The 22766-nt window shown below is 52.1% G+C and carries 19 protein-coding genes; 11 read left to right on the top strand and 8 right to left on the bottom strand.

The window, feature by feature from the left end; translation table 11 throughout:
- Positions 1-66: 66 nt before the first annotated feature.
- A complete protein-coding gene (locus Enr17x_RS04175; protein WP_198000961.1) occupies positions 67-1596 on the bottom strand; it encodes a N,N-dimethylformamidase beta subunit family domain-containing protein in 1530 nt (509 codons plus the stop codon).
- 327 nt (positions 1597-1923) lie between these two features.
- Between Enr17x_RS04175 and Enr17x_RS04170 the strand changes: the two genes are divergently transcribed.
- The 3 genes from Enr17x_RS04170 (at position 1924) to Enr17x_RS04160 (ending at position 5774) form a co-directional block, all read left to right on the top strand.
- Positions 1924-3201, top strand: a complete 1278-nt coding sequence (locus Enr17x_RS04170) for a M20 metallopeptidase family protein (protein ID WP_198000960.1) — start codon at positions 1924-1926, stop codon at positions 3199-3201.
- Between the two features lie 4 nt (positions 3202-3205).
- Positions 3206-4321: a carboxylate-amine ligase gene (locus Enr17x_RS04165; RefSeq protein WP_145306171.1), complete on the top strand. Its 1116-nt coding sequence runs from the start codon at positions 3206-3208 to the stop codon at positions 4319-4321.
- Positions 4322-4397: 76 nt separating this feature from the next.
- Positions 4398-5774 (top strand): excinuclease ABC subunit UvrC, encoded by a 1377-nt coding sequence (locus Enr17x_RS04160; protein WP_145306168.1) that lies wholly within the window; start codon positions 4398-4400, stop codon positions 5772-5774.
- Between the two features lie 26 nt (positions 5775-5800).
- Here the strand turns inward: Enr17x_RS04160 and Enr17x_RS04155 are convergent, their stop codons facing one another.
- From Enr17x_RS04155 to Enr17x_RS04145, 3 genes are all read right to left on the bottom strand, one after another.
- Entirely contained in the window at positions 5801-7438 is a 1638-nt protein-coding gene (locus Enr17x_RS04155; RefSeq protein WP_145306166.1) for a phospholipase D-like domain-containing protein, read from the bottom strand.
- A 1-nt stretch (position 7439) separates the two neighbouring features.
- On the bottom strand, positions 7440-8192 hold the full coding sequence (locus Enr17x_RS04150) for an endonuclease/exonuclease/phosphatase family protein (protein ID WP_145306164.1): 753 nt from the start codon (positions 8190-8192) through the stop codon (positions 7440-7442).
- Positions 8193-8320: 128 nt separating this feature from the next.
- Complete coding sequence (locus Enr17x_RS04145; RefSeq protein WP_145306162.1) at positions 8321-8776, bottom strand: sll1863 family stress response protein; 456 nt, start codon at positions 8774-8776, stop codon at positions 8321-8323.
- Positions 8777-9077: 301 nt separating this feature from the next.
- Between Enr17x_RS04145 and Enr17x_RS04140 the strand changes: the two genes are divergently transcribed.
- Entirely contained in the window at positions 9078-10505 is a 1428-nt protein-coding gene (locus Enr17x_RS04140; RefSeq protein WP_145306160.1) for a sulfatase, read from the top strand.
- Positions 10506-10682: 177 nt separating this feature from the next.
- Here Enr17x_RS04140 and Enr17x_RS04135 read toward each other — a convergent pair whose 3' ends face one another.
- The gene (locus tag Enr17x_RS04135) at positions 10683-11555 is read right to left on the bottom strand and encodes a hypothetical protein (RefSeq protein WP_145306158.1); all 873 of its coding nucleotides are present in this window, start codon (positions 11553-11555) and stop codon (positions 10683-10685) included.
- A 6-nt stretch (positions 11556-11561) separates the two neighbouring features.
- Here Enr17x_RS04135 and Enr17x_RS04130 point away from each other — a divergent pair, with 6 nt between their 5' ends.
- The 5 genes from Enr17x_RS04130 to Enr17x_RS04115 all read left to right on the top strand — a co-directional run bounded on the left by Enr17x_RS04130 (position 11562) and on the right by Enr17x_RS04115 (position 17033).
- Positions 11562-11765 (top strand): hypothetical protein, encoded by a 204-nt coding sequence (locus Enr17x_RS04130; RefSeq protein ID WP_145306156.1) that lies wholly within the window; start codon positions 11562-11564, stop codon positions 11763-11765.
- A gap of 202 nt (positions 11766-11967) precedes the next feature.
- A complete protein-coding gene (locus Enr17x_RS04125) occupies positions 11968-12852 on the top strand; it encodes a hypothetical protein (RefSeq protein WP_145306154.1) in 885 nt (294 codons plus the stop codon).
- Positions 12734-12976, top strand: coding sequence for an endonuclease/exonuclease/phosphatase family protein (locus Enr17x_RS30330; RefSeq protein ID WP_390622518.1), 243 nt, complete (start codon positions 12734-12736; stop codon positions 12974-12976). Before Enr17x_RS04125 ends, Enr17x_RS30330 begins: the two co-directional genes overlap by 119 nt.
- 693 nt (positions 12977-13669) lie before the next feature.
- Entirely contained in the window at positions 13670-15784 is a 2115-nt protein-coding gene (locus Enr17x_RS04120) for a glutamine synthetase III family protein (RefSeq protein WP_390622562.1), read from the top strand.
- Between the two features lie 127 nt (positions 15785-15911).
- On the top strand, positions 15912-17033 hold the full coding sequence (locus Enr17x_RS04115) for a potassium channel family protein (protein ID WP_145306150.1): 1122 nt from the start codon (positions 15912-15914) through the stop codon (positions 17031-17033).
- 21 nt (positions 17034-17054) lie between these two features.
- Here the strand turns inward: Enr17x_RS04115 and Enr17x_RS04110 are convergent, their stop codons facing one another.
- Positions 17055-17297 (bottom strand): hypothetical protein, encoded by a 243-nt coding sequence (locus Enr17x_RS04110; protein ID WP_145306148.1) that lies wholly within the window; start codon positions 17295-17297, stop codon positions 17055-17057.
- 45 nt (positions 17298-17342) lie between these two features.
- The gene (locus Enr17x_RS04105; RefSeq protein ID WP_145306145.1) at positions 17343-18899 is read right to left on the bottom strand and encodes a leucine-rich repeat domain-containing protein; all 1557 of its coding nucleotides are present in this window, start codon (positions 18897-18899) and stop codon (positions 17343-17345) included.
- A 153-nt stretch (positions 18900-19052) separates the two neighbouring features.
- Here Enr17x_RS04105 and Enr17x_RS04100 point away from each other — a divergent pair, with 153 nt between their 5' ends.
- Positions 19053-19595, top strand: a complete 543-nt coding sequence (locus tag Enr17x_RS04100) for a DUF1572 family protein (protein ID WP_145306143.1) — start codon at positions 19053-19055, stop codon at positions 19593-19595.
- Between the two features lie 216 nt (positions 19596-19811).
- On the opposite strand, the gene Enr17x_RS30315 is transcribed toward Enr17x_RS04100, so the two are convergent.
- Complete coding sequence (locus tag Enr17x_RS30315) at positions 19812-20900, bottom strand: bifunctional transcriptional activator/DNA repair enzyme AdaA (protein WP_145306141.1); 1089 nt, start codon at positions 20898-20900, stop codon at positions 19812-19814.
- 92 nt (positions 20901-20992) lie between these two features.
- Here Enr17x_RS30315 and Enr17x_RS04090 point away from each other — a divergent pair, with 92 nt between their 5' ends.
- On the top strand, positions 20993-22645 hold the full coding sequence (locus tag Enr17x_RS04090; RefSeq protein WP_145306139.1) for a leucine-rich repeat domain-containing protein: 1653 nt from the start codon (positions 20993-20995) through the stop codon (positions 22643-22645).
- Positions 22646-22766: the final 121 nt, after the last annotated feature.

The raw sequence follows: 22766 nt of genomic DNA, 5'->3' as shown, positions 1-22766 counted from the left end.
TCAAAAAACGCCCTCCTGATTCAGGAAGGCGTTTTGATTGTCCTGGATTTCAAGAGCAACGTGATATCAGGAGATGGCGCGGCGCATGATGTTGTGCGTGATCTGCTGCACGCGCTCATCAGGGCCATGAGGCCGCGACCAGTGCGACCAGGGCAGCATATGTCCGGGTGGACTGGAAAGATCCTGACACCAGAAGATGGTCGAGGCATTGAACACAAAGTTGTCTTTCGGTCCGGGATAGATGGTCGCCGTCCAGTTCTGCGGATTGACGCCGCCCTGCAGTGCCGTTCCTTTCGCGACGACTTCCAGACCGGGAATGTCTTGGGGGGGATCGCCGTGATATTCCCAGCCGATCAAACCGGGAATGGAGTCTCCCTTTTTCATACCCGTATTTTCAAATATCCAGTGATCAGGCAATTCACAGACCCAGTCACCTCCTCCGTTGACCGGGTCGACATTGCGGGCGCCCATCAGATAACCTTCGTCAGGCCCCCGGAACGGAAACGGGCCGTTATCCCGTTCGCGGTCTTCTGCGTATTTGTACTTGCCGCCGTAAGGGCCGCCGCGGAACATAATGCGCTTTGGTCGTCCATCGGTACTGTCAAGCAGCGGCGTCACCCAGCAGACCGAGTTACCTGAGAAGAACAACAGATTGACACCTGCATCGCGCATTTTCACCACCGATTCATACTGTTTGATATCCCAGTATTCATCGTGGCCAACCGAGAGAAACGACTTGCATCTCAAGCCATGATCGGGAGTCGTCATGTCGCTGTTGGAACAATAGGTCACATCATAGCCGTGCTTTTCCAGCCAATAGGCAAACGGGAATTCAAAACAGAGCCATTCCCCCGAACCGACCGATTGCGGGTTTTCATAAATCTGTGCGTACTTGGCATACGGTCGATCAAAGCTGACATCGGCCCAGGGTCCCTGGTTGCCTTTCGGATGCGTATACACCGAGTAGTTGCTCGGCCACTTGTTGTATGCCTGCCAGGTATTGTCCGAACATTGAAACAGAATATCCGCGGGCCGATCATCTTTGACAATGAACACCACATAACTTTGCCAGTAGCCGTAGCCGGTTTTGTCTTTGAGTGTGGAAAGTCGTCCAAGATAAACGCCGCTCGGCCAGTCGTCCGGAATCGTCAATGTGACCGCAGAGTCCCAGTGGCATTCATGCAGATTTTTCTTGCCCGGTTTGGGAACGGGCTGCGCTTTGCCTTGCAGCGGGCCGATGGTTTTCATCAGGCGGGCACCGCGTCCACCATAATAGCCGGTGCGAAAGATTTCGATTTTGAATTCCTGGGCGGGACGCGTAGAGACCTTAATATCAATCGTATCGCCGGCAGCTACACTCTGTTTGGAACAGTAACCTTCAATCTTGGGAGAACGAAAGCCAGCGCGTTTATCCAGCTGCACGCGTGTCAGTTGCCAGTCGGTGGCACCTTCTTTCAAGTTTTCGCGATGGATTAAATCCGGGTCCGCCTTGGCAGCGTGGGCGTTATCCAGAGAAAGATTTCCTGCCAGTGACGCCAGCGACGTCGCCACGGCTCCTTTTAACAATTTGCGACGATCCGAGTTCATCTCTTTCATGGTGCCCATTCCTGTATTCTCAAAGGTGTCTAATGATAAGCGAACAAAGTTGTACTGTTATCTTCTTTTTTTAATCTCTGCTGAACTCTCCAGAACGCGTCCCATTTAATGATCGCATCACTCGTGCTATGATACTCGATCCAAAAGAACATGGAGACGCCATAAGAAACCTGGCCACAGGTCAGTTTCTAAGTTATCTCTCCATGATAACCTTAACTTTATTAAAATAATAAGTATAATTAAAGGATTTCCATATCCTTCTATGATGAAATAGACTGTCACAACGATGGTCTTTCTTCATCATGGCTACCACACCCGGAGTTGTCAGTGGCATCATTCTCGCTGGATCAGACAGAAATCAGAGCCTGCTATCAGGCACTCTCAAAACAATTGGAACAGGAAATCAGCGAACTGGAACCAGCGCTGATCGACATTCGGCGGACCCTGCATAAAAATCCGGAAGTCAGCGGCGAAGAAAAACAGACGTCGCAATTTATCTGTAAAACCTTACGAGACGACGGGTTAACGCCCCAGTTGATGCAGAACGACATCGGTGTCATTGCCGACGTGACCCTGGGAACGCCTGCCCCCGATGCCCCGCTGATTGCCATTCGTGCCGACATCGATGCGTTGCGGATTACCGATCAGAAGGAAGTAGACTACTGTTCGCATAATCCGGGAGTCGGCCATCTCTGCGGACACGATGCCCATACCTCGATCGCATTAGGCGCTGCTTTGGGCTCCCGCCGTTTCACAGAAATATTTGAATCCGAGTGGCCCGGTCAGGGGCTGCGGTTGCGATTCATCTTTCAGCCTGCGGAAGAAATTTGCATGGGCGCCCGCTGGATGGTCGAACAGGGAGCGATGGAAAATGTGGCGGCGATCATCGGCCTGCACATGGACCCCGAAATCGCAGCCGGGACGGCGAATATTCGCTATGGTGTGATGACGGCGTTCTGTGACGAAGTTCATTTTGAGATCCACGGCCTCGGCGCCCACGCAGCCCGCCCGCATCACGGCAACGATCCGATTACCACCGCCGCCCAGTTGATCTCCAGCCTGTACCAGAATCTGCCACGCTCAATCGATTCGCGGATGCCGGCCGTGTTTACCATTGGACAAATCACCTCGGGTCAGGCACCGAATGTGATTCCCGAAATCGCCGTCCTCAAAGGATCGTTGCGCTCCACCAACGACCATGCCCGCGATGTACTGCACCGACGCATTGATGATATCGCCGAGGGCATCGCGAAGAGTACGGGAACAAGAATTGAAACGCTGTTTAAATCTCCTCTGCCCGCGGTCGTCAATGACACGACGATTTCGGCAGCGCTGGAACAGGCGTCGCGCGATGTGCTCGGCTCTGAGCAGGTGGGGCTCATCGATCAGCCCAGCATGGGGGGCGAAGACTTTTCGATTTATCTGCAAACAACCCCCGGTTCCATGCTGCGACTGGGTTGTGCGAAACCGGGGCAGAAGACCGCCTTCTTACATTCACCCTACTTCGACATCGACGAACGCGCCCTGGCACTGGGCAGCCGCATTCTGCTGCAGACCGCATTATTGCTTTCACTGAATCCACAACTCATCAAAAAAGGGTCTTAGTCATATGGGAACAATTTCTTTCGCAAGAAATGATTACCCGACTCTGGGCGTAGAGCTGGAATTACAGCTGGTCGACGCCGAAACTTATGCGCTCTCGAACTCGATCACGGATCTATTGGCGGGTCTCTCCGAAGAGATGCAGAAGTCAGTCAAACCAGAGCTGATGCAGAGCTATCTGGAAATCAATACGGACGTCTGTCGTACCGTCGGTGATGTCCGCCGCGATCTGACCGCCAAACTGGAAGCCGTGACCGAAGTCACCGACAAGCTGGGCCTGAAACTGTTCTGGGCAGCGACGCACCCCTTCTCTTCCTGGCGCGATCAGCAAATCACCGTCAACGAACGCTACTACGAACTCGTCGACCTGATGCAGGACGTCGCCCGCCGTCTGGTCACGTTCGGCCTGCACATTCATGTCGGCGTCGATTCCGGCGATAAAGCCGTCATGGTCTGCGACCGCATGCTGCGCTATCTGCCACTGCTGCTCTCGCTCTCTTCGAACTCCCCTTTCTGGGAAGGTCGAAACACCGGCCTGCATTCGAACCGTTCGAAAATCATGGAAGGCCTGCCCACCGCAGGGTTGCCCCCCACCATGCGAAACTGGAGCGAATACACGTGGCTCATCAACCACCTGATCAGCACCGGCTTCATTAATACCATTCGCGAGATCTGGTGGGACATTCGACCGCATCATAATTTCGGCACCGTAGAGATTCGCGTCTGCGATATGCCCGCCAACCTGGAACAGGTGCTCTCGTTGACCGCGTTCGTGCAATGTCTCGTCAAATGCATCTCCGATGAAATCGACGAAGGCGCGTATCAACTGCAGCATCACCCAATGATGGTGCAACAGAATAAATGGCGGGCCACCCGCTACGGCATCGACGCCAGTCTGGTCAACAGCGACAGCTATCAACTCTATTCGGTCATCGACTCGACGAAACATCTGGTGGATCTGGTTGCTCCCATGTCCGAACGGCTGGAGTGTACAGACGAGTTAAACCGCATCTACGACCTGATCCATCATTCCGGCGCGAAGCGTCAGCTGGAGATTATGGAGGCCACCAATGACAAACGGGAAGTCGTCAAACAGATGATTGAAGAAAATAACATCTTCTGATTTCACTCGGTCCCCTCTATAATTCAATATCCCAGCGAAATAAACTCAAATCGCGTTTTTTCAGGAATCTGATTCCGTGTCTGAAACGGGGCCTCTGCCCAACGATGATTCTTCCGCATCCGAATCGACGACTCCGTCGACCGAAGAGACTGCGCAGACACCACAGGAAAAAGTCCGCACGTTTCCCACCACACCCGGCGTCTATCTAATGAAAGACGCGCAGGCCCGCGTGATCTACGTCGGGAAAGCCGTCAACTTGAAAAGCCGTGCGTCCAGTTATTTTACGCAAGCCGCCGCCGTCGAACGTCGCACCGCCGAACTCGTCACGGAAATCGCCGACATCGATTTTCTGGAGACGGAAAACGAAGTCGACGCCCTGCTACTCGAAGCCCGGCTAATTAAAGATATCCGACCCCGCTTCAATTCCGAACTCAAAGACGACAAGACTTTTCCCTATCTCGAAATCACAACGCGTGAAGATTTCCCCCGCGTCGAGTTCACTCGCAAGCCGCACAGTAAGGGGACCAAACTCTACGGCCCCTTCACGAACGCCAAACAGTTGCGCGGCACCATCACCGTGCTGCAGAAAATTTTCCGCTTCCGCAACTGTTCACTGGACATCGAAGAGGGGGACGAAAAGTGGCGCTGGTTCCGCCCCTGCCTGCTACACAGCATCAACCAGTGCACGGCTCCCTGTAACTTGCGGATCAGCAAAGAGGACTATCGCAAAGACATCAACAAGCTGAAGCTGTTTCTAGACGGCAAGAAGGATCGGCTGCTGAACGAGATGAAAAAGGAGATGCAGGCGGCCTCGGAAGCCAAGCTCTACGAGAAGGCGGCCCGGCTGCGGGATGAAATTCAGCTGCTCGACAGTCTGAATCTCCGCGGCAATCTCGAAGATCACGCGCAGCCCGAAGTGTTTTATATCGATCCGAAAAAAGGGATGCAGGGCTTGAAGAAAGTCTTCGGGCTCGCCGAACTGCCGCGACGCATCGAAGGGGTCGACATCGCGCACCTGCAGGGGGGCGAGACGGTCGCCAGCCTGGTGCAGTTCATCGACGGCCTCCCCTTCAAGCATGGCTACAAGCGGTTCAAAATCCGCACGGTCAAGGGCATCGACGATTTCGCCTCGATCCGCGAAGTCGTCAGCCGTCGGATCAGGCGCCTGCATCAGGAAGGGGAAAGCTTCCCCGACATCCTGCTGATCGACGGCGGCAAAGGCCAGCTCAACGCCGCCATGACGGCGATGCAAGAGCTGGGCGTCGACCCGCCGTTTACGATCTCACTGGCCAAACGGGAAGAAGAAGTCTTCGTCCCCGGCGAACCCGAGCCCCGCCGCCTGAGCCGCCACTCCTACGGCTTAAGACTCCTGCAATACGTCCGCGACGAATCCCACCGCTTCGCCCAGCATTATCACCATCTGCTGCGAAAGAAATCGCACTTTGATGAGTGAAGACTTCGCTCACCGTTTCCAATCCTCTACAGCAAATCCCGGAACATGTGTGAAAGGTTTTCGGTGAAGAAGAGTTCTACTTTTTCGTCGGAATCTTTGATGCCTGGATACACGCCACAAGGTTCGTAACGTTCATAGAAATCCGCGGCGAAGGGATCGGGAATTTCCTGGGCTGTTTCTTTCCGGGGAACAAAACAGCATCCGGGGCGGTACGGCCAATCTGTGTCCTGCCGGGTCTGCTGGGAAGCGAGTAGCCGAGAGAGTCGTATCCAGACAGTTTCTTTTTGCAGTCGGGCGACGACCCAGCTATTCGCATTCGAACGAAAGCGATTGTGGTGCTCCAGATAATACTGACTCAGCGATTCATCTTCGATTCTGAGCAGCAGTTCCGTGTTGACGAACAGCGAGCGGGGATCCAGATTGGGAGAGCCGAGCAGCGTCATTGTGCCATCAATCACGAAATACTTGCAGTGCAGTGTCGTATGGAGTTCGTCGCTCTCGAAGGGATTTGAGCCGAACCCGGATTCTGGCTGCGCGTCGGATTTGTCATTCTCCTCAGACAGGCGCGGGTAGCTGGGAATCATTTCAGCGATCTCCCCCGGGACCGCCCGGATTTCGTGCAAATGGGCGTGGAATTGATTGATCAGCGTTTTTCGCTGTTTGAGTCCGGCTGCATAGGTATAAAGGTTATCCGTGGAAACCAGGCTGTTGCTGACAATTGACAGCAGGAACGATTCGTTTTGCTCGCGCAGTTTTGCCAATCGATCGAGCCAGGCATCCGGGAAGATGATAATGGGTGAGGTCAGATGAATGCTCTTGCGGGCCGACGCGAGAAACTCTTCCAGCCGATTCCCCGTTTCGTCTGGCGTTTCGCAATCGACGGCGGGCAGATCATAAAAGAATTCGATCTGGCGGGGAGTATAGATGCGCTCTAAATAGTCGGGACAGCATTCCTCTGCGATGTTTGCAAACGGTGCCGGGAGGTCAGCAGAATCAGCCGAGGCACTAGATTCCGGCTTGGCTGTGGCTGGCGGTTCCTTGTCCGCAAATTCCAGCAGATCGACACTCAGATCGTGATTCCAAAAACGGGTGAATGCGTTTTGCGTCTCTTTCACAACCGGCCCATTGATCAATATTTCCGCATCGCTGAAACACCGAAATCGATGCAGATCGAAATACTCATCGCCCAGGTTCCGGCCTCCCAGAATGACACACCCGTCATCGAAAAGCATGATTTTCCCGTGCATTCGCCGGTTCAGGGTCTCTCCAAACTTCGCCCCCGCCAACATGATTTCTGCATCCGCAGGGTCCATCTTCTGTACGACCGGATTAAATAACCGCACCTCGATATCACTGGATGCGGCGAGTTGACGCATACGGGGCAGGATCGAGTCTTCTGATTGCAGAGTCACCCAGTGGTCGAGCAGAATTCGAACTTCGACCCCTTCCCTGGAACGGCGCTGCAGTTCGTCGATCAGGAAATTTCCAGCCCGGTCATTTCGCCACAGGAATGTACTGATCCAGATCCGGTGCTGCGCTTGCCGGATGAGCCGTTTTCGGCAATCAAAGGCAGCAAGCCCTTCACTCAGTGGAATACACCGATGCTGACTGGCAGGAACCAGAAACGAAGAAAGCACCGATGAGGCCGCGCTGGAACGAGACATATCAAAGTTTCAATTCCACTTGAATAGGCAAGTGATCAGAGGCTTTACGAGCACTCGGCGAGATGAGAACCTGACTGGGATAAGATTCCAAACCGCCGCCAGTAAAAATACGATCCAATTGTAGCATGGGAAAACGGCTGGGAAAAGTGGAACGCGGCGATCCCCTCGGAATGCATTCTTGCATCACAGACCGTAATCGCTTCATTGCGCGAGTGCGTCCCGGTGAATTGAAATCCCCCATGAGCACACAGGGGCCTCTCTCCGAACAGACCTGTTGCATCAGCTCATGTAATGCCTCGATCTGAAGGATATTTTCTCGACGCTGCACACTGAGATGCGTATTCAAAATCGAGAACGGCTTTCCTTCCCAGTCAAATTGCATTTGAAACACACCCCGTGGTTCGCTTAACGGGCTCACAACAGGCAAGTGAACTTGATTCAAATCGAGCAGGCGCAAATTCATTCGCGAGAGAAAAGCGAGGCCGTACAATCCCTCGTTTTCACGAGGATGCTCAAACTGAGCCCAGTCGACCAGGCTGAAAAAATGCGGCGTCATTCCCAGCCGCCGCCCGATCTCTTCCACCTGATTGACCCGGTCGGTGCGAGGGCAGTTCACATCGACTTCCTGCAAAGCGACCACATCAGCCCCAGTGTTCTCAATCACATTCACAACGTCTTCCAGAGAAGGCGCCATGCGGGGTGAGCGACAGGAATGAATATTGTACGACACAAATTTCAGCGAGTCTCTCGGCACACGCTCCCTTTCAGTCAATGTAATTTTGACCTAAAAGACCTAAAAGGTGGACCTAAAAGGTGGACCTAAAAGGTGTCAGGAACCTTAAATTAATGGTTCCTGACACCTTTAAAATTAAACCTTTAAAATTAAACGGACTCGCTGATTTGCTCTTCTGCATCGTCGAAGGATTTCTTCAGGTTATCCCAGGCAGACTCAATGTCTTTTTTCAGGCCTGCCCAGGCATCGGCTGAAGAATCTTTGACCTGCTCCAGCTTCTCATTCAACTCAGCACGCTTCGCTTCGAGATCTTTCATCTTCTCATCCCATTTCGCTTTGGCATCGTCCTTCAGCTTGGCCCCTTTGGCTTGCATCTCTTCAATTTTCACATTCAGATCCGCCAGTTTTTTGTTGATCTGTTTTGCATACTCATCCTTCTTTTGTGCCGTAAAATCTTTTGCGGTATCAATGGCTTCGCCGACTTCTTTTTTGACATCGTCACCCGTCACCTTCTTTTCAACGGGGGCAGAGTCAGAGGGACTCTGATTCTCACACGCGACCAGTAACAGACTTAAGCTCAATAAACAGGGAGTCAAATTTCGCATGCTGTTCTCCTTTTTGTATTTTGTAGATGATTCGTAATTTGCTGCATTCGCCCCAGTATAACATTTCTACTAGATGATTACGCAAAATGTATGCCACTCCTGCTACGACAGTAAGAGGAAAGGTCTTATGATTTACCTGAGATTGCGAACTGGTTTCTGATCGCCCACACTGATGGCTGAGCAGTCAGATTTTTGCAATACGAGTGACACACTCGATCCCAGGGAACGCTTGCTATAGAATACAGATTCGTAATCCACACCACGCAATATCAATCATACTATATCAACTAAGGAGCCCCCGATGCTGCGCTTGGCCGGGAGAGTGTTCTGGTTCGTTTTGATTCTGCTGACCGTGCCAAAGGTTGTGACCGCGGCGCCGCTGAATGTCGTGTATATCATTGTCGATGATCTGGGGGCGCATGATCTGTCCTGTTATGGGAATTCGCTGCATCAGACGCCGCACATCGATCGGCTGGCGAACGAGAGTATGAAGTTCACGCAGGCCTACGCAGCTTCACCGGTCTGCAGTCCGACGCGGGCGTCGCTGATGACCGGCAAGAACCCGGCCCGGCTCAAGATGACGGTCTGGCATGAACAGGCCAAGTCACAGCGCAAAACGAAACGGCCTTTAATCGATGGCAAATCGCTGCCGAACCTTTCGCACGACGAGACCACCATCGCCGAACACCTGCACCGGGCGGATTACCGGACGCTGCATGTCGGCAAATGGCATCTGGGGGAAGCCGGCTATTATCCTGAGAGTCACGGCTTCGAAGTCAACATCGGCGGCACACTCTGGGGTGCACCGCAAACCTTCTTTTATCCCTTCTCCGGTTCGAAGCATTATGGAAACGAATTTCGCTATGTGCCGGGTCTGCTGGAGCGGAGTGAGAAGGATGACTACCTGACCGATCGGCTGACCGACGAAGCAATCCGCCTGTTGAAGTCTTCCACAGAGAAACCATTTTTTCTGAACATGGCGTTTCACACCGTGCATACCCCCATTGAAGGCAAGCCGGCGGTGGTGCAGGAGTATCAAGCGAAAATCAAGCCGGGCTCCCCCTGGCAGAACGCCGAGTACGCGGCAATGGTGGCCAGCCTGGACGAAAACGTGGGACGAATTTTGCGCACACTGGATGAACTGAAACTCGCCGACAAAACGGCAGTGATCCTGATGTCCGACAATGGGGGCTTCATCAACAAGTACGACGGAAAAACCGTCACCAGCAATCACCCGCTCCGTTCGGGAAAGGGGTCACTCTACGAAGGGGGCATCCGCATTCCCCTGCTGGTCCGCTGGCCGGGCGTGACGGAGGCGGGAAGTGTCTCAGCCGAGCCGGTGGTAACGTCGGACCTGTATCCCACGTTGATTGATCTATTGCAACTCGAAGCAGACAAAGAACACAATCAACGGGACGGCGTCTCATTGAAGCCACTGCTGACCGGTTCCCAAAAGAAATTACAACGCGACCGGCTGCACTTCCATTACCCGCACTACTATCCGACAACAACACCTGCCAGCGCCATCCGAGTCGGCAACTGGAAGCTGATCCACTACTACGAAGACGGCCGTAATGAACTGTATGACCTGAAACAGGATCCTTCCGAAACGACCGATGTCTCCAATCAGAACCCCGCGCAGACACAACAGCTGTGGGACGACCTACACGGCTGGTTAAAATCGGTGGAGGCAAGTTTCCCGCAGGAGAACCCGGATCGGCGAAAGTGAGACGTAAGGGTTAAACCAGGATGGGGTGTTAAAAGGTGTCAGCTGCCACACGATGTTGAAAAACACCCAGGAACAAACGATCTGCAAATTCGTAGCTCTTATCAAAATAACCAGCCACATCGATCCTGCCAGTCTGGCTCAATGCTGCTCGCACCCGAGATACCAGAAACCTTAATATTAAGGTTTTAACACTCTTTTAAAACCTTCCCCCCTGATAATTGAGGGATGGCGATGGTAGCGCAGAAAACTGATCAGTTTAAAATCGGGAATCTTGTTCAATTCCAGGCACCCCGGGTACCCTATTTCGCTGTTATAGCCTTTCGCCAGACCAGCATAACCCATCGATTCCACAACACGCAGTTCCCAGATCTCAAACTCTTCAGGGTGTGGTTCAGGAGCTGCAAAAGGTTCCAGGCTGAATCTCGTGAAAATCCCATCCCTCTGATCAAAATCGAGCCTAACTTTGAGAGAGCGCCCATCAATGTGGGTAATATAAAAACGCATGATGCGAACGGGACTTCTATCACGAATGACTCGTTCTCTCTTCCAGACCCCACGGATTTTGGAGTACTCGCCGATCGGCTTACCTAATCGGCCAATGATCTGATAACGATCACGAAGATCACTGAAGCTTATATCGATGAGGGCTTGCTCCTTCTGTTGGGAAGCCTGTTTCCGTTTATCGTCAGCTTTTTTATGCAGTTCATCACTCTGATGAAGAGACTCCGACACCTGTGGAAGATCTGATACTTTTACGAACTTTGATTGTACATAGAAGAGAGTGCTGGATAACTGAAACGGGTGATTCAGTGACTGCTGATTTTCTTTTGCATAGTAAAGCTCTAAACGTGTCTGTTTGCCTACCTCTTTCCAGTATTCATTTGGCAGCCCAGTAAAACCAATTTTTTCAAATACGCGGTATTCACAACAAAGCAAATCGCGTTGCTTCCAATATGACGAAGTAAGAGGATCGATTTCTAATTTTGAAGTATAGATGTCACTACCACATTTAACCAATTGTTTTTCGGGAAGTAGTAGTGGATCGCTCAAACACTGATGATCAATGTGTGTGATCAACAGATAGAGCTGCTTGGTAGAGAAGTCAAAACGCTTCCAGGTTCCATGAATGGTATGGAACTCCCCGACCGGTTTTCCGAGTCGGCCGATGATCCGGTACTTCTTCTGCAGATCGTCAAAATGAATCTCGGTCCGTTTTGGAACGTTTTCATTATCATTCTGCTGCTCAGACGGTTCGGCTGACAATTGCGGGCAGGCCAGCAGGCAGAACAGACAGATCCATCCAGATGATTTTCGATTTTGTTGCGGTCTCACTTCCCTGTCTCCTCCGTTCGATCCTGAAACTTCCTGATCTTCCTCTGGCAATTCAGTGCTGCGTATCATAGTTTAGATTCAGAGACCTGGCCAACACTTTTTAAAAACCAGCAGCGCAGCAGGCAGCGAAATGAATCAAGATGATCACATACCTTCGGCAGGTCGACTCACAAAAATCATCGCATACCTCATCGCTGGCTTATCCCTGGTATTACTCATCGGATTGAGCCTCAGTTTTGCATTTCCGTTTGATGCGTGTGTGGCGATTACCGTGTATCCTGCCTGGGTCTGGTTTACCGGTGGTCTGTTTCTGTCGCTGATTCTGTTCAAAACGAAAAACCGATGGGTGGCTCTGACGACAATCGGTCTCTGGTTTGTGTTCCTGGTCGGTTTTGCAGATACGCCGTTGAGTTTGTGGCGCGGGCTGTGGGGCTCATCAAACTCCGAGTGGGTTGCGGCCCGAGAACAAGAGCGCGCCCTGCGTGTGATTACGATCAACTGCAGCGGCCGTCAGCAATCGATCCTTGCACTGAAACAAAAGAACCCGGATCTGATTCTGATTCAAGAGTCTCCCACAATCGAGAATTTGAAAACCGTCGCTAACGAATTATTCGGTGGAGAAACGCATCTGTTGGCGGGCGTAGATGCCTCCATCCTCTGCCGGGGTGAAATCGAACCGATCACAACCACGGTGAACTGGTCACTCGGAAAGCTGACCCTTCCCTCAGGCCAAAAACTGGTGGTTGTTTCACTGCGTCTCTCGCCGCCCCCGTTCCGTTTGGATTTGTGGAACCCCGCGTGCTGGCGCGATTTTCGTGACCATCGCATCAAGCAACGTGCCGAGCTTGCGGCTCTCTCGCAGGCTTTAACAGAGATTCCAGCCAGTCTGCCGCTGATTGTGGGGGGGCGACTTCAACGCCAACCCCCGGGATCCAATCTTCCGGGAACTGCCGGCGTCGCTACAGGATGCTTTTTCAACCGCCGGTGCGGGCTGGGGAAATACGATCACGAATGAATTTCCTTTTTTGCGAATCGACCAGATCTGGAGCAATGATGCGTTTCAACCATTGAATGTCGTTTCCGAACCCGCTTTCGACACTGACCATCGCGTGGTCATCACGGATTTAATGTTCGAATGACAATGTGGAATCGCCCATTTCGCGACTCGAAATTTCTGCAAAGACCTGCCTGCCCCCAAAGGCACTCTGCTGCTTACGAAGGCAGGTCATGCATTTCAAATGAGCAACAGGGGGACTTTATAAAGTAACCTCAGGAATAGACCCCATAAATGGCTGAAAAAAACAGGATCGCTTCTGATTAGGTAAGGGGTCTGAAAACAGCAGAATTCCCAGTAGAAAATGTAGGGTTGGCTGCGATTTCATAAGGGAACTCCCTCAAATTGCGGTCCCTGTCGCTGGTGCTGATACGCGAACCCGAGTAAAACAGAGATCCGCAAATAATTTGGCACATATTCTGCTCAAATCATTCGAATGCGTTGTTTTTTCGGGAGTTCTGAGCAATTTCGTGCCAGTGCATGTCACATACGATCAGTAACCCAAGCCCGGTACTTTCGCTGATTGTAAAAAACGCAATCGATTTTTCACAAAACAATGTGAAAGCCGTTCTGCGTCAGCTGCCTGGTTTCCCGCATACGTCAAATCCTAAGTAGTATTTTCGCCCAATGAAAAGGTAAAAAAGTGAACACAGAAATTTCAAGTTCCAATTCGTCTGCAACTTTTACTGGTGCCAGCAATGGAAGCAAAACTACCCTGAGTTCTGCTCGCTCGGCTGCGATCTCGGCTGTGACCAACTACCAGCCGACTCACCCGCCAATGAATTTTCAGCAGACTCCTACGGGACAACTCTTCAACGCTAACGTGTTTTCCAAGAACGCCATGAAAAAACGGTTGCCTAAGGAAACCTACAAGAAATTGGTCAGCACGATTGAAGAGGGCCAGAAACTCGACTGCTCTACCGCAGACGTTGTCGCATCCGCCATGAAAGACTGGGCCATCGAAAAAGGGGCCACCCATTATGCACACGTCTTCTATCCCTTAACCGGTTCGACCGCTGAAAAACACGACAGCTTCCTATCACCAGATGGTGACGGCGGTGCGATTGCGGAATTCAGCGGTTCTCAGTTGATCCAGGGTGAACCCGATGGTTCGAGCTTCCCTACCGGCGGTATCCGTGTCACATTTGAAGCCCGCGGTTACACAATCTGGGACGTGACCAGCCCGGCTTACATCCTGGAAAACTCCAACGGAACGACACTCTGCATTCCCACGGCTTTTGTCTCCTGGACAGGCGAAGCCCTCGACAAGAAGACTCCCGTACTGCGTTCCATGCAGGCGTTGAATATTCAAGCACAACGTATCTTAAAACTGTTCGGCCACACTTCTGGCGATCTGGTTTCGTCCACCGCAGGTCCTGAGCAGGAATACTTCCTGGTTGACCGTAATTTCTATTTTGCACGCCCCGACCTGCTCAATGCGGGACGAACACTGTTCGGTGCGAAGCCTCCCAAAGGGCAGGAATTTGATGACCACTATTTTGGTGCGATTCCCGACCGTGTGCTGGCCTTCATGTTTGAAGCCGAACGCGAACTGTTTAAACTCGGAATTCCCGTCAAAACCCGTCACAACGAAGTGGCACCCGGGCAATACGAAATTGCACCAATGTTTGAATCAGCAAACATCGCGACGGACCATCAACAACTGCTGATGACCACACTGCGTCGTACTGCAGAAAAGCACGGCATGGTCTGCCTGACACACGAAAAACCGTTCGCTGGTGTAAACGGTTCCGGAAAGCATGTTAACTGGTCCATGGGCAGTGCCTCACAGGGTAACCTGCTTGATCCCGGTGACACACCACACGAAAACGCCCAGTTCCTGTTGTTCTGTGGTGCCGTCATTCGTGCCGTCCATAAATTCCAGGGCCTGCTGCGAGCCGTTGTCGCATCTGCTTCAAACGATCATCGTCTGGGTGCCAACGAAGCTCCACCGGCGATCATCTCAATCTTCCTGGGCGATCAGTTAACCGACGTCTTCGAACAGATCAAAGCAGGTGGTGCTAACTCATCGATCCCCAAGGGAACGTTGACCGTGGGTGCCGATGTTCTGCCACCACTGCCGAAAGATGCCGGCGACCGAAACCGAACCAGTCCGTTCGCCTTCACCGGCAACCGATTTGAATTCCGTGCCGTTGGTTCCAACCAGTCAATCGCCGGTCCATTGGTCGCGATGAATACCATCGTTGCTGATTCACTGGAATACTGTGCAACCAAGCTGGAAGAAGCCACTGGTGGTGATCCTGACAAACTGCACGGCGAATTGCAGAAACTGCTGACGGAGATCATGAATGAGCATGGTTCCATCATCTTCAATGGCGATGGATACAGTGATGAATGGCATGCCGAAGCAGAAAAACGGGGTCTGTTGAATCTGAAGACTACCGCCGATGCTTTGCCGATTCTTCAGACTGAAGAAGTCAAAGAACTGTTTACCAAATACGAAGTCCTGTCGGAACGCGAACTGGAAAGCCGACTGGAAACCTACCTGGAACAGTACTGCATGTCGATCAAGGTCGAATTGAACCTGACGATTAAAATGGCAAAGACTTTGATCTTCCCTGCAGCCATTCGTTATCAAAGCGAACTGGTGACCAATTGTGCCAACCTGAAAATGCTGGGGTATGATTTTGATACCAACACGTTGGACAATATCACCGAACTGGTCAAATCCATGCAGGACGGTATCGCCGAACTGGAAGCGGCTGCTGAAGAAAACGGATCGGAAGATCTGCTCGCAGAAGCCAATTACTACTGCCACACAATCCTGCCTCTGATGAATAAGGTGCGTGCGGTAGCCGATGAACTGGAAGGAATTGTAGCCGACGATCTCTGGCCACTACCCACCTACCAGGAAATGCTGTTCATCAAGTAACAGTGACGAGTTAACAATTGAGTCTGTGAACCAGAGCCGACCAGGAATCCCAATTCTGGGTCGGCTCTGTTCCTGTGTGACGCGTTAAAAAACGGATCACCTCAGCCCGGCGACAGAGAAAGCGACTATGACCGATTCTGAATCTTTATTCTCTTCAGATGCGAGTCAGCGAAACAGTCAGGTGCATTCCAGGCCATTCCGTAAGATCATCACTGGAATTGCGCTGTTTTTTTTCATCTGTCTGGTCGCAGTCATCGGCTACGTCTCTGCCGGCTGGAAACTGGAAGATTCGATCTACATGGTGATCATCACCATTTTTGGCGTCGGTTACGGCGAAGTACAGCCCATCGAATCGTCTGGGCTGCGGGCACTCACGATCATGGTGATCATCGCCGGCTATGGCGCGGTGATCTATACCATCGGAGGCTTTATGCAGATGGTGATTGACGGCGAACTTAACCGGGCACTGGGAGCGAGAAGAATGACAAAAGAAATTGAACGTCTGCAAGGCCATACCATTATCTGCGGCGTCGGCCGCATGGGTTCGATCCTGGCAAAAAATCTGTTCGCCGCGAAGAAACCGTTTGTAGTCATTGACTGCGATGAACGTCGCCTGAAGGCAGCCGAGGATCAAGGCTACTGGGTAATTAACGGCGACGCCTCCGAAGAATATATCCTGGAACAGGCGGGCATCCGTCGGGCGGCGGTACTGGCAACAGTGCTCTCGGCCGACGCAACGAACGTGTTCGTCACCATCACCGCCCGTGAGATGAACCCCGATGTCATGATCATTGCCCGCGGCGAAAACCCCAAGACCGAGAAAAAGCTGATCGGCTGCGGTGCCAATCGGGTTGTGCTGCCAACCGCCATCGGTGCCTCTAAAGTCGCACAGCTCATCATGCGGCCCACAACGGAAAACATGCTGGAACAGCTCACCAGTGAGGGCGCGATCAAAGACGAACTGGGGCATTTCGGCCTGCAGTTCGAAGAATTACAGGTGACGAAGGACTCGACATTCGCGAACAAAACGCTGGATAAAATCGAAGTCCGCAGCGACCGCGGCTTTCTGGTGGTCGCCATCCGCCGGGCCGACGGCGAAGTTGAACAGGATCTCTCCCCCGATACCAAACTGCTGGAAGGCGACGCGGTGATTGTGCTCGTGCACAACAACGACATCCCGCACCTGTCCGAAAAATTCGCCGCCAAGGGGATTAAAATTACGTACCGGGGTGTGACCGCGGAGATCTAAAGGCCGTTATCTTCGCCTCCTTCAAACCGGATTGACTGCCCGATTTTCGGGCATGGTCTCCACGGTTGCTTTGCCTTCCAGCGCATCCAGCCGTGATCGGAGTTCCGCGTTTTCTTTCTGTTGCTGTAACAGAAAAAGGGTGACCAGATTGAACAAGACAAGCAAGCCAACAGCGAATAGTCCTCCGCCCCCGTCGCTAAAATAGATTGCGATTGAGAAGAAGACTGCAGTCACTAACAACATCCATGGATTCATTTTTGACATTCGTAAATCCTCATAAATTTTGATAACTCGTTCCTGAAAACGTTTTCAGTCCAGTTCATAGTGAAGTTTTCTCCGGAACGTTTTCCACTCCTGCAGATCTGTCAGAAAGGGGGGCATCTTTCCTCCCCCGGCAAACCAGATATCTTCGATGACGCAGTCGGGAATGAATTGATGCAGTTGATAAGCGGCTTCGAGGTCAATTTTGCTGCCTGTCAGATCCAGGTTTTTCAGATGGGCTAGATCTCGCAACTGCAATAGCCCCGCATTGGTGATATTGGAATTGATCAGCGAAAGACCTTCTAACGTTTTACATTCACCAATATGCTTGAGCGCTTCGTCAGTGAGATCCAGATAATCGAGCTTGAGCTCCTTCAAATGGGGCATTTGCTGTAAATGTTTCAGGCTGCTCATTTCAAACAGAGGAGCGTTGCCAACAGGGGGCGGCGATTTCCCCCTGTATCTCCAGACCCACCCGCTCAATGCAATGCGTTCCAGCGAGGGTACCTGCCCCAGCGCTTCGAATGTTTTGTGGCGTGCCAAAGGGCGTTCCAGGTCGATGCTTTTCAAACTGCGCATGTTTTTCAGACATGTAAGCCCTTCCGGTGTGATTTGATTCCCATATCCCGTCAAATCAAGTTCGGTGAGCTGAGCGCAGTGACTGATGGCTTCCAGATAACGATCATCAACACGCGCGGCTTCGATTTTTTTCAGAGCCGGTAGCTTAGCCAGCGCCAGCAGACCGGAATTGTCGAACGAATCGACGAATACCTCTTTCTGTCCGAGAGACAGATATTCCAGTTCCCGTAAATCCTGCAGTTGCTTTAACTGCGACGTATCACGAAAACCTTTTGTTAAAACGACCTTTAACGTCTTTATTTTCTTGAGGTGCCGCAGGTAGACCAGATCGGTATCTTTGACATACACGTCCGCCTGGAAGAGCAGTTTTTCCAGATGCGTCAGTCTGGGAAGAAACTGAAATGTGTAATCGGAATTACGATTGGAAATGCCCCACAATTCCCGTAGCGGCATTTGCTCGAAGTAGCCAATCGTCGTTCCATTTAATGGAAGTTGAGGGACGTGAAGAATCTCCAGACTCTTAAGCTGGCATAGTTCCGGTAAATCGGCTTCAGCGAATGATGTGTATTCCAGATTGAGACTCTTCAGCCCCTTCAACTGCTTCAGCGTTTCAAAGCATTCACTTGTCAGATGATGGTTCGCACTCAGGTCGAGCGCTTCTAGTTTTTTCAGGCATAACAGATGACGCAGTCCGGCATTCGTGAAGTGGTTCCCTTTCGCCCGCTGGATGGCGCGCAGATGCACGAATCGAACTTCCGGTAATTCCTGCAGGATCACCAGGTCATCATCGGCAATGGGTAAATGTTTGAGATCCAACCAGTTGACCTGCCCGTGTTGGTTCCGTTTCCAGCGCGCCCCCAGCTGCTTGAGTTTGATCAATGTAGCCTGCGACGTGGGCGTGGGCAGAGGTGCTGCTTGTGGAACGACTTGTTCCACCTGGTTATCGCGCATTGTCAGGAAACAGACGCCGCCAACCAACGCGGCCACTGCAAACAACGCTACAATAGTTCGAGATCTGCTCTGCATGAATTGATTATACGGGAAAGGGGTATAACAAAAACAGACATTCATCAGCAAAACCTGCATTCCGCGTGAAGCATTTCTGGATGGTGGCAACCATTCCTTCCAGTCAGTAAGATAAATCAAAACAAGCCATGCAACAAAACCACAGGAGATACGATGGACTCGACGGCCTCTTTTCTATCAGCCACCATCAACACGTTCGAAACCAATCAAAAAATGGCGGAGCGTGCCATCGAGCAGGTTGCAGATGACGGGCTGCGCGTCGCGCTGGATGAGAATACCAACTCCATTGCCGTGATTATGAAGCACGTCGCCGGGAATCTGATTTCGCGCTGGACCGATTTCCTGACGACCGACGGCGAGAAGCCGGACCGCCAGCGGGACGATGAATTTATCGATACGTTTCCCGAACGCGCAGAGTTGCTGGCGTACTGGGAGCGGGGCTGGTCGGTTCTGCTGGATTCGCTTAAAAGTCTGACGCCGGACGATCTGGAAAAAACCGTTTATATCCGCGGCGAAGCACACACGGTGCCGCTGGCAATCCAGCGCTCACTGGGCCATACCTGTTATCACGTGGGACAGATCGTGCAAGTCGCCCGCATCCAGGCCGGCGACCACTGGAACACGCTGACGATCCCCCGCGGCCGATCGGAAGAGTTCAATCAGAAGCACTGGGGTGACGGCAAGCCGAGTGAGTAACGTGAGCAGTGAACCTTGTCTAAGCTCGCTTCGCAGATTCGATAGGGGCGGATCCATGTGTCCGCCCGCCGCGAGAGGTGCGATCCAGATTGAATCAATCAAGGGCACCAGGTTAACAGTTCAAACGAGCAATCAAAAACTCGCGAACCCCGCGGGGAGACACACGGGTCTCCCCCTACAGCTTTGAAAAAACGAACGTCGGCTCGAATGCCCCGCTTACTTTGGCTTTACTACGTCGGCATGTTCAATTTCTAACAGTCGTTTCTTGCGCCATAAACCGCCGCCGTAACCGGTCAGGCTGCCGTCGGCGCCGATGACGCGGTGGCAGGGAATCAAAATCGCGATCCGGTTATCCCCGTTGGCGCGGGCGACGGCGCGGACTGCTGTTGGCTGGCCGATGATTTCCGCCTGTTCGGAATACGAGCGGGTTTCGCCACAGGGAATGGTTTGCAGTGCCGCCCAGACTTTCTGCTGAAACTCGGTGCCCGGTGTGATCAGTGGGAGATCGAATTCCGTTCGCTTACCGGTAAAGTAGTCACGGAGTTGTCCCTCCAGTCGATTGAAGAAGGGACTGTCGCCGGGCAGTGCTTTGGCGTTGAGCCGTTTTTGTAATCGGTCGAGTTGTGTTTCCAGCATCCGTCGATCGGTGAATTCGAGCAGGCAGATTCCCTGTTCCGTCGCGCCCGCCAGCATCGGACCGAGGGGGGTCAAGATCCGGCTGACGGCGATCACCTGCTGACCTTTACTTTTGGCGGGTGCCGTACCCATCGTTTTCTTGAAGCCTTCGCCGAACCCGCTAAGCGATTCGTAGCCGCTCTGAAAAGCAGCGTCGGTGACCGGCGTTTTGTGTTGAATCTGACTGAAGGCCTGATTAATGCGCCGCATGCGCAAATAGGCGGCAAAGCTCATGCCGTGCAGTTTCTGAAACCAGCGACGCACGCGTACCGGATCGAGACCCCGTTCCCGCAAATCTTCGGCCTGCAGCCGAATGGTGGTGTCTTGCTCAACCTCTTCAATCAACGGCTGCAGCCAGTCGGGCGTCGATCCCAGCGCCACCAGCGGCCGACAGATTTTGCATTCCCGGTAACCATTGGCGAGCGCGGTTTTCGCATCGGGAAAATATTCCACATTCTCCGGCTTCGGCTTGCGCGCCGAACAGGAGGGCCGACAGAAAATCCCCGTCGTCCGAATCGCCGCCACGAAGACGCCTTCAAAGCGGCTGTCCCGCTGGACCAGCGCTGCGTACATGGTCTCACCGTTGGGCAGCGAATGCGTCTGATTTGTTGCTTTATCTGTCTGATTCATTTTCTGAAAATCCCTGAAATACCGGTGTCTGTTTTAGCATGGTATCCGCTTTAGAAACAGCGACAACCGGGAAAAGAACAGGGAATTGGGTTTTGTGGGATTTCACAGAACGGAGTGAAATGGTTCTCGGGAATTTCATTCTCTGGCGAGATCGTATCTGGTATAATGGCTCGTTGCGACGGAGCTGGGCAGATACTTTTGACAAAAACATCCCCCTTTCTGAGAAGCCGATGATTACGATTCGACTGGAAACGCCAGGCCGGCGTCATCTATTAGATCATGACGCGATCATTGCGGAGTTGACAAAACAATTCCCCGGCACTCAGGTGACGGCAGAGAATTACCATGCACGTCGACGAAAAACGGTCCAGGAGTTCGCTGACCAATGCGCTGCCAAAGGGAAGCCGCTCATTATTCAGAAACGACTCGAACAGGAAATTGACGAACGCGAAGCATTACTGGGACCTGCTCGGGAGATTGCTATTCCGTTCGAAGATCAACGGGAAGTGTTCAAGGGCATGGTCTCTGTTTCCAGAGTCTTCCTGCAATCAAAAGTACAAACCGATTTTGAACTGATCCGCAGCATTGTGAACACTCTACGTGCCTTGAATTCAGGACAGGTTTTTGTCTCAGGTGATGACAATGATGATCTGGAATATCAACAGCGTCTGAAAGCACTCACGGCCAACCAGGGGATCTTGCTGGACGGCGGCATTGCGTTCGAAGACCTGTTGCTGCCACCCAATCAACGACAGGCATTGGAGCGATTGCGCAGTGAACAGATCCGGATGTGTGCCGGGGTGAAACATGGTGCCTTGAATTTTAACGTATTTATCTTCGAGGCGGATCAGACAGACGATTTCTGTGAAGCGATCCGTGAACTGGATCAGGTCACGAATTTGTCATTTCAAGATACACAGCTTTCCGAACGGGGAATGGAACGACTTTCGGGACTTCCCCGATTACAGAATTTCCATCTTCGAAATACGATGTTTTCCAACCAGTCCTATCGTCACCTCACGTCTTTTCCCAGGCTTTCAGAATTTTGGGTTGAATTTACAGATCTGAATAATGACGCGATGGCAGCAATGGGAGAACTGCACGGACTACAGTATCTCCGATTAAGAGAAGTTCAGATGACCAATCACGGTTTTCGAGAACTGAAGCATCTACAGAATCTGACCAGACTGGTTCTGACACAGATCCCCTTAGATGAAGGTTTAGAGGCACTGTCGCACTTACAGAATTTAACCAGTCTGAATTTGACTCGAATTCCTGTTAAAAAAAGTTTAGAGGTAATCTCCTCACTGACACAACTCAAATATCTAGAACTGTCCGAGATACCTTCTGTAACCGGCGATGTTCTGGAAATGATCGGCCAGCTCACTAATCTGGAGGGTTTGTCGCTGGAGATGAGCACACTGACGGATGAAAATGTGAACCACCTGTCTGGCTTGAAACGACTGACTCAACTGAGCCTGACTCTAACGGCACCAGCGTCTCACCCGCGGCGATTGACTTCAAAAGGAATTCAAGTCCTTTCAGAACTGCCTCAACTTCGGCAACTGCAGCTCTCCGCGATCCCGCTTGATCAAGCGAGTGCCAATCTGCTGGGGCAGCTGACGCAATTGCGATATCTGGCTCTCAATGATTCAGGACTCCCGCCCACCTGTTGTCTGCAGTTAAAAAAGAGTCTGCCCGACTTACATATCCACTGGATCGACTCAGATCAGCCAGGTTCCTGAGTCCAACACAGGTTAAAATCATTTCATAAACAGGAAACGAGAATTCGTCTGATTCGAGCCCCGCCTTCTCGGATTGATTTGAGGTTTTCGCAGTCAGTTCGCTGAATTCACGCATTTTCCG

Source organism: Gimesia fumaroli (assembly GCF_007754425.1).
In the GTDB taxonomy this organism is placed as follows: domain Bacteria; phylum Planctomycetota; class Planctomycetia; order Planctomycetales; family Planctomycetaceae; genus Gimesia; species Gimesia fumaroli.
This window is presented reverse-complemented; position numbering and strand designations above follow the sequence as displayed.

Coding starts and splice junctions, on each gene's coding strand:
- Enr17x_RS04175 (WP_198000961.1), bottom strand. CDS start 1,596: ATGAAAGAGATGAACTCGGATCGTCGCAAATTGTTAAAAGGAGCCGTG.
- Enr17x_RS04105 (WP_145306145.1), bottom strand. CDS start 18,899: ATGCAGAGCAGATCTCGAACTATTGTAGCGTTGTTTGCAGTGGCCGCG.
- Enr17x_RS04100 (WP_145306143.1), top strand. CDS start 19,053: ATGGACTCGACGGCCTCTTTTCTATCAGCCACCATCAACACGTTCGAA.
- Enr17x_RS04140 (WP_145306160.1), top strand. CDS start 9,078: ATGCTGCGCTTGGCCGGGAGAGTGTTCTGGTTCGTTTTGATTCTGCTG.
- Enr17x_RS04115 (WP_145306150.1), top strand. CDS start 15,912: ATGACCGATTCTGAATCTTTATTCTCTTCAGATGCGAGTCAGCGAAAC.
- Enr17x_RS04125 (WP_145306154.1), top strand. CDS start 11,968: ATGAATCAAGATGATCACATACCTTCGGCAGGTCGACTCACAAAAATC.
- Enr17x_RS04145 (WP_145306162.1), bottom strand. CDS start 8,776: ATGCGAAATTTGACTCCCTGTTTATTGAGCTTAAGTCTGTTACTGGTC.
- Enr17x_RS04165 (WP_145306171.1), top strand. CDS start 3,206: ATGGGAACAATTTCTTTCGCAAGAAATGATTACCCGACTCTGGGCGTA.
- Enr17x_RS04110 (WP_145306148.1), bottom strand. CDS start 17,297: ATGTCAAAAATGAATCCATGGATGTTGTTAGTGACTGCAGTCTTCTTC.
- Enr17x_RS30315 (WP_145306141.1), bottom strand. CDS start 20,900: ATGAATCAGACAGATAAAGCAACAAATCAGACGCATTCGCTGCCCAAC.
- Enr17x_RS04130 (WP_145306156.1), top strand. CDS start 11,562: ATGATCAATGTGTGTGATCAACAGATAGAGCTGCTTGGTAGAGAAGTC.
- Enr17x_RS04120 (WP_390622562.1), top strand. CDS start 13,670: ATGAATTTTCAGCAGACTCCTACGGGACAACTCTTCAACGCTAACGTG.
- Enr17x_RS04155 (WP_145306166.1), bottom strand. CDS start 7,438: ATGTCTCGTTCCAGCGCGGCCTCATCGGTGCTTTCTTCGTTTCTGGTT.